Annotated in this window: 9 protein-coding genes and 4 tRNA genes; 2 read left to right on the top strand and 11 right to left on the bottom strand. The window is 64.2% G+C overall.

Annotated elements, in window-relative coordinates; translation table 11 throughout:
* Positions 1-21: 21 nt before the first annotated feature.
* From BMI01S_RS22615 to gltX, 5 genes are all read right to left on the bottom strand, one after another.
* Positions 22-97 (bottom strand) — tRNA-Glu (locus BMI01S_RS22615).
* Between the two features lie 71 nt (positions 98-168).
* Positions 169-245, bottom strand: a tRNA-Asp gene (locus BMI01S_RS22610).
* Positions 246-320: 75 nt separating this feature from the next.
* Positions 321-396: transfer RNA gene (locus BMI01S_RS22605), tRNA-Glu, on the bottom strand.
* Between the two features lie 47 nt (positions 397-443).
* A tRNA-Ala gene (locus BMI01S_RS22600) sits at positions 444-519 on the bottom strand.
* 234 nt (positions 520-753) lie between these two features.
* Positions 754-2,175, bottom strand: coding sequence for a glutamate--tRNA ligase (gene gltX / locus BMI01S_RS22595; protein ID WP_028211378.1), 1,422 nt, complete (start codon positions 2,173-2,175; stop codon positions 754-756).
* 482 nt (positions 2,176-2,657) lie between these two features.
* On the opposite strand from gltX, the gene BMI01S_RS22590 reads away from it, so the two are divergent.
* Positions 2,658-3,602: a patatin-like phospholipase family protein gene (locus BMI01S_RS22590; protein ID WP_028230715.1), complete on the top strand. Its 945-nt coding sequence runs from the start codon at positions 2,658-2,660 to the stop codon at positions 3,600-3,602.
* A gap of 123 nt (positions 3,603-3,725) precedes the next feature.
* Here the strand turns inward: BMI01S_RS22590 and BMI01S_RS22585 are convergent, their stop codons facing one another.
* The 5 genes from BMI01S_RS22585 to BMI01S_RS22565 form a co-directional block, all read right to left on the bottom strand.
* A complete protein-coding gene (locus BMI01S_RS22585) occupies positions 3,726-4,436 on the bottom strand; it encodes a C40 family peptidase (protein ID WP_028211376.1) in 711 nt (236 codons plus the stop codon).
* Between the two features lie 160 nt (positions 4,437-4,596).
* Entirely contained in the window at positions 4,597-6,216 is a 1,620-nt protein-coding gene (locus BMI01S_RS22580; protein WP_028211375.1) for an ABC transporter ATP-binding protein, read from the bottom strand.
* Positions 6,213-7,319, bottom strand: coding sequence for an ABC transporter permease (locus BMI01S_RS22575; protein WP_028211374.1), 1,107 nt, complete (start codon positions 7,317-7,319; stop codon positions 6,213-6,215). Before BMI01S_RS22575 ends, BMI01S_RS22580 begins: the two co-directional genes overlap by 4 nt.
* 1 nt (position 7,320) lies before the next feature.
* Positions 7,321-8,358, bottom strand: a complete 1,038-nt coding sequence (locus tag BMI01S_RS22570; RefSeq protein WP_028211373.1) for a microcin C ABC transporter permease YejB — start codon at positions 8,356-8,358, stop codon at positions 7,321-7,323.
* A 26-nt stretch (positions 8,359-8,384) separates the two neighbouring features.
* A complete protein-coding gene (locus BMI01S_RS22565; RefSeq protein WP_081723388.1) occupies positions 8,385-10,307 on the bottom strand; it encodes an extracellular solute-binding protein in 1,923 nt (640 codons plus the stop codon).
* Between the two features lie 108 nt (positions 10,308-10,415).
* Here BMI01S_RS22565 and fabI point away from each other — a divergent pair, with 108 nt between their 5' ends.
* Entirely contained in the window at positions 10,416-11,204 is a 789-nt protein-coding gene (gene fabI, locus BMI01S_RS22560; protein ID WP_028211371.1) for an enoyl-ACP reductase FabI, read from the top strand.
* 157 nt (positions 11,205-11,361) lie between these two features.
* Here fabI and BMI01S_RS22555 read toward each other — a convergent pair whose 3' ends face one another.
* Positions 11,362-11,724, bottom strand: coding sequence for a hypothetical protein (locus BMI01S_RS22555; protein ID WP_028230717.1), 363 nt, complete (start codon positions 11,722-11,724; stop codon positions 11,362-11,364).
* Positions 11,725-12,029: the final 305 nt, after the last annotated feature.

The following is a 12,029-nucleotide window of genomic DNA, read 5'->3' as shown; positions in this document are numbered from 1 at the left end:
CCTTGGCGCCGCATTTTGATTTGGCGTCCCCTAGGGGATTCGAACCCCTGTACTCACCGTGAAAGGGTGATGTCCTAGGCCTCTAGACGAAGGGGACAACACGGGCTTGCGCCTGTAATCGTCACTTTAACTAAAAAGCCCGCTCACAATTTCTGAACGGGCTCGATCTGGCGGAGCGGACGGGACTCGAACCCGCGACCCCCGGCGTGACAGGCCGGTATTCTAACCGACTGAACTACCGCTCCAGTTCGACACAAACAGATGGATGTCGGCTGATTTCCACCTGATGCTTCGCCGATCTCATCGACGACGCTCATGTCTGGCGTCCCCTAGGGGATTCGAACCCCTGTACTCACCGTGAAAGGGTGATGTCCTAGGCCTCTAGACGAAGGGGACATGATCTTTGCAGACTATGCCTTTGCTACAGTTACTGCCTGTTCTTTTGGTGGAGGTAAGCGGGATCGAACCGCTGACCTCTTGCATGCCATGCAAGCGCTCTCCCAGCTGAGCTATACCCCCTTGCAGAACAGAAGCGAGATTTTAAACATCAATTTCGCTTTAGTCAAGAGCTTTTGGATCGTTTTTTGCAGCGCGCCGATGTTTCCACGAAACATCCTTGCCCGATTCTGCGGCTCTTTGCGTGAGATTTGCCGCTTGTTTGCAGCGATCTCGCGCTCCGTATTCAACGGAGCCCGAATACTACAAGAACTGTTGCCCGGGCGCTAGGGTCCGGGCAAAAAATTCTTCAAAAATTTACACCGCCGCCGAAATGCCCTTCTCGATGCGGCTCACCACCGCTTCGCGTCCGAACAGCACGAGCACCGCATCGACAGACGGCGTATGCGTCGTGCCCGCCACGAGCAGACGGGCCGGCATCGCGAGCTGCGGCATTTTGAGCTTGTGCGTGGCGAGCGTCGCCTTCAGTGCGGCCGAGACGCCCTCCTTCGTCCATTCCGCACTCTTGAGCGCAGCGGCCAGATCGGCGAGCGCCGTGCGCGCTGCATCGGTCAGGTGCTGCGCGAGCGCTTCGGCTTCCGGCTGCGGCTCGCGGTAGAACATCATCGCGCTTTCGGCAATCTCCTTGATCGTGTTCGCACGGTCCTTGAAGAGCGCGACCACGCCTTCGAGCGACGGCCCCTTCGCGAGCGCGGCTTCGTCCACGCCCAGCGCGGCGAAGAACGGCTTCGACAGCTCGGCGAGGCGCGCGTTGTCCACTTCCTTCAAGTAGTGGTTGTTGAGCCAGTTGAGCTTGTTGTGATCGTACTGCGCGGGCGACTTGCCGAGATGCTCGAGGTCGAACCATTCGACGAACTGCTCGCGTGTGAACACTTCGGCATCGCCGTGCGACCAACCCAGACGCGCGAGATAGTTGAGCACCGCTTCCGGCAGATAGCCGGCATCCCGATAGCCCATCACGCTCATCGCGCCGTGACGCTTGCTCATCTTCTCGCCCTGCTCGTTGAGCACGGTCGGCAGGTGCGCGTAGACAGGCGGCTCGGCGCCTAGCGCACGCAGGATGTTGATCTGGCGCGGCGTGTTGTTCACGTGGTCGTCGCCGCGAATCACGTGTGTGATCTTCATGTCGAGGTCGTCCACGACCACGCAGAAGTTGTAGGTCGGCGTGCCGTCCGGGCGAGCGATCACGAGGTCATCGAGCTCCTCGTTCGAGATCTCGACGCGGCCCTTCACGGCGTCGTCCCACGCCACCACGCCCGTGAGCGGGTTACGGAAACGCAGCACCGGCTGCACGCCCTCGGGCGGCGTGGGCAGCACCTTGCCCGGCTCGGGGCGCCACGTGCCATCGTAGCGCGGCTTCTCGCCGGCGGCGCGCTGGCGCTCGCGCAGCGCGTCGAGCTCTTCGGTCGACATGTAGCACGGGTAGACGAGGCCCTGCTCCTGCATCTCTTTGAGCACTTCGCGATAACGGTCCATGCGCTGCATTTGATAGAACGGGCCTTCGTCGAAGTTCAGGCCGAGCCATTCCATGCCTTCGAGAATCGCGTCGACCGATTCCGACGTCGAGCGCTCGAGATCGGTGTCTTCGATCCGCAGCACGAAGACGCCCTTGTTGTGGCGCGCGAACGCCCACGGATAAAGCGCGGAGCGGATGTTGCCGAGGTGAATGAAGCCGGTCGGGCTCGGCGCGAAGCGGGTACGGACGACAGAGGTGGTCATGGGCGATTACTCGAAAGCGATGCCGTCCGGCACCCGGCGCTGGCGGTAAAAGCAGCAACGGCGGCGGACGACTGGGGTTCGCGGCGGGGAGCACAGCGCGTTCGACTCGCGCCAGCAGCGCGGAGCGCCGGGACACGCAGGCACGCGCGCGAACGGGAATCCGGGAAAATTCGAGTCCGGATTATACCCGCCGCAGACTGCTTCGGCCCGCCCCGCGCGTGCCCTGCGTGCCGTGTTTGCCCATGCGCGGGTCGTCGCGCTCGCGGACCGCGCCCACCGGGGTGCGCGTTGTCATATGCCGACACATCGCGTTACATGCACGCTCGCTAAACCCGCCGCGCTTTGCCTTATGATGTCGTCGCGCCACCACCACGATGCGGCGTCGCGCGCGCAAACAACAGACACTCGAGCGCACGCGAGCAGACCCGGGCATCGCGCCGTTCCTTCGTGGAACACGAACGCGGGCCGCATGGAGAACTTTCTTGAAGTCGTCATCCCCCTCGCGGAGCCGCCGCCACTTTTCGCTAGCGGCCGCCTCCACCGTCCTCGCCGCGTGCTCGACCGCGGGCACGCAGACCGCCAGCGTCGCGCCGCCTGCCGCCACCACGCCCACGCCGTCCGCGGCCAGGCCTGCGCGCCCGGTGCGCGTGGGACTCGCGCTTGGCGGCGGCGCGGCACGCGGCTTCGCGCACATCGGCGTGATCAAGGCGCTGGAAGCGCGTAACGTGCAGATCGACTTCGTGGTCGGCACGAGCGCGGGCTCGGTCGTGGCAGCCCTGTACGCGTCGGGCATGAATGGTTTCGCGCTCAACAAGCTCGCCCTGACGATGGACGAAGCCTCGATCAGCGACTGGGCCATGCCGTTTCGCACGCGCGGCCTCTTGCAGGGCGTCGCGCTGCAGAACTACCTGAACACGACCCTGCGCGATCGCCCCATCGAAAAGATGGCGAAGCCGCTTGGCGTCGTCGCCACCGACCTGCGCACGGGGCAGCCCATCTTCTTCCAGCGCGGCAACACGGGTATCGCGGTGCGCGCGTCGTGCAGCATCCCGTCGCTCTTCGAGCCGGTGAAGATCGCAGGCCGTGAATACGTGGACGGCGGCCTCGTGAGCCCGGTGCCTGCCTCCTTCGCGCGCAGGATGGGTGCCGATTTCGTGATCGCCGTCGACATCTCGGCGCGCCCGGAATCGGCCTCGACACTGAGCCAGTTCGATGTGCTGATGCAGACCTTCACGATCATGGGGCAGACGATCAAGACCTACGAGCTCGACAAGTACGCCGATGTCGTGATCCGCCCGAATCTCAATGCGATGTCGAGCAGCGACTTCACTCAGCGCAACGCGGCGATCCTCGCGGGCGAGGAAGCCGCGGCACGCGTCATGCCGGAACTCGAGCGCAAGCTCGCCGCGGCGCGCGTGGCGGCCTGAGCGTCAGGCCGCAGCGGCCTTTGGCAGGCGTACAAACACCAAAAGCCTGCTTCTTTCGAAGCAGGCTTTGGGTTCGCTGCGAGTGCGCTACGACTTTGCGATAACCGCGCGCTCAGTCGCCGCTCAGTTGCCGCCGTTGCCGTCGAACTGCGCGCTCACGCGCTTGAGGCTTCGCTGCTGGTCCGGCGTGAACGACGTTTCGACTCGGCGGGCGCCCGTGAAACGCTTTTCCCAGTAACCGTCGTCGAGGTCGTCGACACGGATCGTGCTGCCCGTAGACGGCGAATGCACGAACTTGTTGTCGCCGATGTAAATGCCGACGTGCGAGAACGTGCGACGCATCGTATTGAAGAACACGAGGTCGCCCGGCTTCAGGTTGCTCATGCTGACCTTCTCGCCCACGCGGCTCATTTCCTCGGCGCGCCGCGGCAGCGACATGCCGAGCGTGTCCTGGAACACGTAGCGCACGAAGCCGCTGCAGTCGAGGCCGGAGTCGGGCGTGCTGCCGCCCCAGCGGTAACGCACGCCGATCATGTTGAGCGCGCCCACAACGACGTCGCCGGCCTTGCCGGCCATGCCGGAAAGGAACGCCTTGGCGCCGCCTTCGGTCGGGGCAGGAGCCGCCGCCGGGGTCGCCTGGTTGGCATTCTGGAGTGCGTTCTGAACAGCAGGGATGGACTGCGGATTCGCCGAATTGCTCGGCGAAAAGGAGGCATTCTGGTTGAAGCTGCTTACTTCGTCGGCGAACGCGCCGGTAGCTGCGGCCATCAGTACGCCGATGAACATCCCGGCGACGGCGCGCGTGCAAGCCTGGGTCAGGTATCGGTGCTGCATTGGTCGGTAGAAATTGCCCGTAAATCAGGGAGTTAGTGGAAAAGTTTGGACGATACTAGCCAGTAAGTATTTGTGTGTCAAAACAAATAGAAAAATTCAATCGCGATATTCACTTCATTGACGAATTTCACAACGTGGAACCCTAAAGTTTCGTCGAAGGTCACCGCATGAAGGCGGCTTTCAACAACTTTTGCGTGTAAGGATGGGACGGCTTGTCAAAGATGCTCGAGATCTCACCCGCCTCGACAATGGCCCCGCTCTGCATCACCACGACCCGGTGCGCCATCGCGCCGATCACCGCCAGGTCGTGGCTGATGAAGACGTAGCCGAGGTTGTACTTGCGCTGCAGATCTGTGAGCAATCGCAGTACCTGCTGCTGGATCGAGACGTCGAGGGCGCTGGTCGGCTCGTCCAGTACGATCACGCGCGGCTCGAGCACCAGCGTGCGCGCGATGGCAATGCGCTGGCGCTGGCCGCCCGAGAACTCATGCGGGTAGCGTTGCAAAGCCGTGCGATCGAGGCCGACTTCACGCAGTACGCCCACGATGCGCTTGCGCCGCTCGTCGCCGGAAAGATCGGGCCGATGCAGCGCGAGCCCTTCTCCCACGATGCGCTCGATGGTCTGTCGCGGCGAAAGCGAACTGAACGGATCCTGAAAGACAACCTGCAGATGCGAGCGCAACGACAGCTTGTCGCGCCCCTGATAACTCGCGATCGGGCGTCCCTGGAACTCGACCACACCGCCCGCCGTGCGCTGCAACCCCAAGAGGGCCATGGCGAGCGTCGTTTTGCCCGAGCCCGATTCTCCGACGATCCCGAGCGTCTCGCCCTGGCGCACCGAGATGCTCGCGTCGTTCACCGCGCGATAGCGCCCCTTGCGCCACCATCCGCGAAAACCGGGCAGTCTGGTTGAAAAGTCGACGATCACGTCCTTCGCCTGCAGCAGTACCGGCGCGATCGGCAGCACGGGCAGCACGTTGCGCTCTGGCCGGCTCGCGATGAGCCGCTGCGTGTACGAGTGCTGCGGCGCCTCGAAAATCTGCTCGACGCTGCCCGACTCGACGAGCCTGCCCTTCTCCATCACGGCCACGCGCTGCGCGAAGCGGCGCACGAGATTGAGGTCGTGGGTGATGAGCAGCACCGACATGCCGCGCCGCTGTGCCTCCTCGCGTTGCAGTTCGAGCAGGAGATCGACGATCTGGCCGCGGATCGTCACGTCGAGCGCCGTGGTCGGCTCGTCGGCGAGCAACAGGCGCGGGCGGCACGCGAGCGCCATCGCGATCATCACGCGCTGGCGCTGGCCACCCGAAAGCTGGTGCGGATAGTTCGAGACGCGCCGCCGCGCTTCGGCAATGCCGGTACGCTCGAGCAGCCCCACCGCCTGCTCGTAGGCCTCCTTTTTCGGGACGCCATCGTGCAGCATGATGGTTTCCGCGATCTGCTCGCCAATCGTATAGAGCGGATTGAGCGCCGTCATCGGCTCCTGGAAGATCATCGCAATATCGCTGCCGCGCAGGCCGCGCATTGCGCGCTCGCTCTTCGCGAGCAGATCGTTACCGTCGAGACGGATCGTTCCGCTGACCTGCGCATCCTGCAACAGGCGCAGAACGGCGAGCGCGGTCACGGTCTTGCCCGAACCCGATTCGCCGACGAGCGCCACGCGCTCGCCTCGCCCGATCGCGAGCGTGACGTCGTCGACGGCGAGGGTCTCGCCAAAGCGCACGCTCAGATGGTCGATCGACAAGAGCGGCGCGGCAATGTTTTCCGGCTGGGCGCTCACTGATTGCCTCCGGCTTTCATGGCGTCGGAGATGCGCGTGTCGAGGGCGTTGCGCAGCGCGTCGCCCATGAACGTGAGCAACAGCAACGTGACGACGAGCACGCCAAACGTCGACATCGAGATCCACCATGCGTCGAGATTGCCCTTGCCCTGCGCGAGCAACTCGCCGAGGCTCGGCGTGGGCGGAGGCACGCCAAGACCGAGGAAATCGAGGCTCGTGAGCGCGAGAATCGCGCCGCTCATGCGAAACGGCAGGAACGTGATGACCGGCGTGAGACTGTTGGGCAGCACGTGACGCCAGATGATCTGCCAGTTCGAAAGCCCCATCGCGCGCGCGGCGAGCACGTAGTCCTGGTTGCGGTTGCGCAGGAATTCGGCGCGCACGTAGCTCGCGAGCCCGATCCAGCCAAAGAGCGACAACAGGACGATGAGCAGGATGAAGCCCGGCTCGAATATCGCGGCGAAGATGATGAGCAGATAAAGCTCCGGCATCGAGCTCCAGATCTCGATCAGGCGCTGCCCGAGAATATCGACCTTGCCGCCGAAGTAACCCTGCACCGCCCCCGCCAGAATGCCGATGATCGTGCCGATCGCCGTCAGCACCAGCCCGAATTCCACGGATACGCGAAAGCCGTACAACAGCCGCGCGAACAGGTCGCGTCCGCTCGCGTCGGTGCCGAGCCAGTTCTGCCGCGACGGTGGCGCGGGATTCGGCACCTTCGAAAAGTAATTGAGCGTGTCGTAGTAGTACGGATTGGGCGGATAGATCGCGAAGTTGCCGGGTGCGTCGAAACGGTGGCGGATGTAGGGATCGAGATAGTCGGCAGGCGCAGGAAAGTCGCCGCCGAACGTCGTCTCCGGATACTCCTTGAAGAGGGGGAAGTACAGATGACCGTCGTAGCGCACGACGAGCGGCTTGTCGTTGCTCCAGAGCGGCGCCGCGAGGCTGGCCGCGAACGCCACGACGAAGACGATGAGGCTCCAGTAGCCGAGCCGCTGCTGCCTGAAGCGCAGCCACACCCGCCGTGCGGGCGTGGGCGATTTGAAGGCGCGCACAGACTCGGTGCGCAACTCGGGCTCTGCGCCGGCACGGACTCGGTTCAACTCAGCGCTCCAGGTGTTCGAATTGGATGCGGGGATCGACCCACACGTAACAGAGATCGGAGATCAGATTGGTCAGGAGTCCGATCAACGTGAAGAGATACAGCGTGCCGAGCACGACCGGATAGTCGCGCCGTACGACGGATTCGTACGAGAGCAGCCCGAGGCCGTCCAGCGAAAAGAGCGTCTCGATCAGCAGGCTACCTGTGAAAAATGCGCCGATGAACGCCGACGGAAAGCCGACCACGAGCGGCAGCAAGGCGTTGCGAAACACGTGCTTCCAGAGCACGGTGCGCTCCGAGAGACCCTTCGCGCGCGCGGTCAGCACGTACTGGCGGCGGATCTCTTCGAGAAAGGCATTCTTGGTCAGCATGGTCGTGACGGCGAAACTCCCCACCACCGAGGCGGTTACCGGCAACGTGATGTGCCAGAGATAGTCGAGGATCTTGCCGCCGAGCGAAAGCGTGTCCCAGTTGTCGGACGTGAGATTGCGCAGCGGGAAGAGCTGCAGGAACGAGCCGCCGCCGAACAGCACGAGCAGCAGAACGCCCAGCACGAAGCCTGGAATCGCATAACCGACGAGCACGACGAGGCTCGTCACGAGATCGAAGCGCGAGCCGTTGCGCACCGCCTTGGCGATGCCCAACGGCACCGATATCAGGTAGGTGAGAAAGAAGGTCCACAAGCCGATGCTGATCGACACCGGCAGCTTCGAGATGATGAGCGACCACACGCTCTGGTGGTGGAAATAGCTCTGCCCGAGGTCGAGGCGCGCGAAGCGCCCGAGCATCAGGAAGTAGCGTTCGAGCGGCGGCTTGTCGAAACCATAGAGCTGCTTGAGTTGTGCGACCTGCTGCGCGTCGACACCGGAATGCGCGCGCATGCCGAACGGCATGCCCTGCTCCGCGCCCCGCCGCAACTCGCGCACCGCCTGCTCGACGGGGCCGCCCGGCACGAACTGGATCACGCCGAAGGTCAGCGTGAGCACGCCGAGCAGCGTCGGGATCATCAGCAGCAGGCGTTTGACGATGTAGCTCCACATATTCGTTGCTTCCGTCGTGTCCGTTGTCAATGACCGGCCGCTTGCGGCCCGGGCTGCGGCTTGAACCACCACGTCGAGATGATCCAGTCGTTCGCGCCATAGTACAGCGGCAGCTTCGCCGGATACGCCAGCGTGTTCTTGTAGGCCACGCGGTGCGTCGCGCTGTACCACTGCGGCACCACATAGTAGCCGTGCATCAGCACCCGGTCGAGGGCATGGGTGGCGTCGAGCAGCTGCTGGAGCGTCTGCGCCTGCGTGAGCGCCTTGAGGATCGCATCGACTGCCGGCGACTTCAGGCCGAGCAGATTGCCCGAGCCCGGCTCGTCGGCGGCCTTGCTGCCGAAACGGTCGACCTGCTCCGCGCCGGGCACCTGCACGTCGGGGAACTTGATGGTCGTCATGTCGAACTCGAAGGCATCGAGCCGCTTCTGGTAGAGCGCGAAATCGACCGAGCGATAGTTCACGCGAATGCCGAGGCGCGCGAGGGCCTGGGTGTACTGCGCCATGATCGGCGCCCACTGGGCCGACGCGCTCGTGTCGTCGAGCACTTCGAACGTGAACGGCTCGCCCTTCTCGTTGCGCAGCGCCCCGTCGCGATAGGTCCAGCCGGCCTCGGCAAGCAGCGCGCGCGCCTTGAGCAGGTTCGCGCGCAGCGAACCGGGCGGGCTCGTGTCGGGCTGGACGGGCGGCGGCCCGAACACGGCGGGATCGAGCACATGGCGCCACGGCTCGAGCAACGCGAGCTCGCCCGGCGACGGCAGGCCCTTCGCCTGCAACTGCGTGTTCGCGAACCAGCTGTCGATGCGACGGTACTGGCTATAAAACAGCATCCGGTTGAGCCACTGGAAATCGAGCGCGAGATCGAGCGCGCGGCGCACGCGCACGTCCTGAAACGCGGGCTTGCGCAGGTTCAGGACGAAGCCCTGCATGCCGGTGCCGTTGTGGTGCGGGAACTCGCGCTTGATGAGCTCGCCGCTGTCGAAACGCTTGCCGACATCGCGCCGCACCCAGTTACGCGCGACATATTCGACGAGCGCATCGTACTCGCCCGCCTTGAAGGCCTCGAGGCGCGCCACGTCGTCCGAATAGAGCTTGAACGTCACGCGCTCGAAGTTGTGGGTGCCCACGCGCACGGGCAAATCCTTGCCCCAGTAGTTAGGATCGAGCTTGTAGGTGATCGTGCGCCCGTTCGAATAGTGGTCGATCACATACGGGCCGCTGCCGATCGGCTGCTCGAACGCGAGCTGATCGAAGGCAATGCGGCTGCCGTCCGGGCGCAGGCCCCACTTGTGCGAGAACACCGGCATGCCGCCCGCGATGAGCGGCAGCTCGCGGTTGTTGGTACGGAACTCGAAGCGGATGGTCGAGGGATCGACGACCACCGCACGCGTGATCTCGCTGAAATACGCCTGCATGGAGGGCGCGGCCTGACGGCTCTTGAGCGTCTCCAGCGAAAACTTCACGTCTTCGGCCGTCACGGGGTCGCCGTTCGAGAAGCGCGCCTTCGGATTGATGTGGAACGTCACCGAAAGCGCGTCGGGCGCGATCCGGATATCGTCGGCGAGCAGGCCGTAGGCGGACGCCACTTCGTCGAGGCTGCCCGTCGTGAGGCTTTCGAACAGCATGCCGAGCCCCGGCGCCGCATTGCCGCGCAGCGTGAACGGGTTGAACTTGTCGAAGCTCGTGAGGCGATCGGGATTGGCGAGCACGAGCGTGCCGCCCTTGGGCGCATCCGGATTGACGTAGTCGAAATGCGCGAATCCTTGCGCATACTTGGGCTCGCCATACTGCGCTATGGCGTGGACCGCGTGCGCGGACGGCATCGCCGACAGCCCGAACACGAGCGCCACGCACGCCGCCGCCAGCCTCTTGCCAGGCGCGAGCCGCCCCGCAGGAACCGTTGCCCCAAGCGCGTCGAGCGCCGCCCTGCCTCGCGTTCCTGTCCTCATAGATCGGTATTTGTCCGGGGTGCCTTGTCAGTTGTGAGAGAATTCTACCCAAACCACGCGGCGCCACTCCAGGAGGCGCCTGGGCAATGATCTGATTTAGGAGAATTCATGGGCTTCCTCGCTGGCAAACGCATCCTGTTGACCGGCCTGCTTTCGAACCGTTCGATCGCATACGGAATCGCACAAGCGTGCAAGCGCGAAGGCGCGGAACTGGCATTCACGTACGTCGGCGACCGCTTCAAGGACCGCATCACCGAGTTCGCGCAGGAGTTCGGCAGCGACCTCGTGTTCCCCTGCGATGTAGCCGACGACGCCCAGATCGAAGCGCTGTTCGCCGACCTCAAGCAGCACTGGGGCACGCTCGACGGCCTCGTCCACTCGATCGGCTTCGCACCCCGCGAGGCGATCGCCGGCGACTTCCTCGACGGTATGACGCGCGAGAACTTCCGCATCGCGCACGACATTTCGGCATACAGTTTCCCGGCGCTCGCCAAGGCCGCGCAGTCGATGCTCGCCGACAACGCGTCGCTGCTCACCCTCACCTATCTCGGTGCGGAACGCGCCATCCCGAACTACAACACGATGGGTCTCGCGAAGGCCTCGCTGGAGGCCAGCGTGCGTTACCTCGCGGTTTCTCTCGGCGGCAAGGGTGTGCGCGTCAACGGCATCTCGGCCGGCCCGATCAAGACGCTTGCGGCAAGCGGCATCAAGAGCTTCGGCAAAATTCTCGACTTCGTCGAGCAGAACGCCCCGCTGCACCGTAACGTGACCATCGAGCAGGTCGGCAACACCGCCGCGTTCCTGCTCTCCGACCTCGCCGGCGGCGTGACCGCGGAGATCGTTCATGTCGACTCGGGCTTTAACGCCGTGGTCGGTGGCATGGCCGGCCTCGACTAAGCCAGCCACTTGCTCGCGCCTCGTTGCCCGAGCAACGATCGGCAAACGAAAGCCGCCCGATTGGGCGGCTTTGTTTTTGAGGCGGTGCCTCGATGTGCGTCGCGCTTGCTGGCGCTTGCTGGCGAGCGGCTAGCCGACAGCCCTGCTCCCTGGCAACTCAGTGCCAATGCCCCGGAGGGCCACCGTGGTCGCGATCGTAGTGGCCACGGCCATGATCGTAATAACCGTGGCCGTACCCGCCGTGGTGGCGATACCAGTCGTCACGGTCCCAGTAGCGGCGGCCGTCCCAGTAGCGGTCCCCATGCCAGCCGATCACGATAGCCGGCGGGGCGGCATACACCGGCGCGGGCTGATAGACGACGGGCGGCGGAGGCGGCGGCACATAAACCGGCTGCGGTGCGACATAAACGGGGGCCGGAATACCGATGTTGACTCCAACGCTCACGCCCGCCATGGCAGCACTTGATGCGCCGACAGCCATGCCCCCGAGCAGCATCGCAACAACACGTGGGAACTTCATTGACTCACCTTTCGGGTTTGATGTTTTGTTGAAGCCAATATAACGCAGCGCTCGCAGGCTTCGTATTTCAAAGTTGTAAGAACTGATGCACAAGAATGCCCCGGCTTCTGTGCGGTTACGTCTCGTTACATGGACACGAACGCTCGCGGCGGACGGGCCAGGCCGTATCGGTGCACCGCGCGCCAGCCTCGCCGGCAGCGCGAGCCGCGGCGCTGCGAAGGATAGTACCGCCTGTGCCGGAACGTGCCGGCCCCGACGGGTCTTGCGCTGATGCGCGTGCAAGCGGCACGGACGATCGGGGCGCA

It is taken from the genome of Paraburkholderia mimosarum LMG 23256 = NBRC 106338 (genome assembly GCF_000739815.1).
In the GTDB taxonomy this organism is placed as follows: domain Bacteria; phylum Pseudomonadota; class Gammaproteobacteria; order Burkholderiales; family Burkholderiaceae; genus Paraburkholderia; species Paraburkholderia mimosarum.
Note: the sequence above shows the minus strand (reverse complement) of the source record. Positions and strands in the feature narration are given on the sequence as shown.

Coding starts and splice junctions, on each gene's coding strand:
- BMI01S_RS22565 (WP_081723388.1), bottom strand. CDS start 10,307: ATGAGGACAGGAACGCGAGGCAGGGCGGCGCTCGACGCGCTTGGGGCA.
- gltX (WP_028211378.1), bottom strand. CDS start 2,175: ATGACCACCTCTGTCGTCCGTACCCGCTTCGCGCCGAGCCCGACCGGC.
- fabI (WP_028211371.1), top strand. CDS start 10,416: ATGGGCTTCCTCGCTGGCAAACGCATCCTGTTGACCGGCCTGCTTTCG.
- BMI01S_RS22570 (WP_028211373.1), bottom strand. CDS start 8,358: ATGTGGAGCTACATCGTCAAACGCCTGCTGCTGATGATCCCGACGCTG.
- BMI01S_RS22585 (WP_028211376.1), bottom strand. CDS start 4,436: ATGCAGCACCGATACCTGACCCAGGCTTGCACGCGCGCCGTCGCCGGG.
- BMI01S_RS22555 (WP_028230717.1), bottom strand. CDS start 11,724: ATGAAGTTCCCACGTGTTGTTGCGATGCTGCTCGGGGGCATGGCTGTC.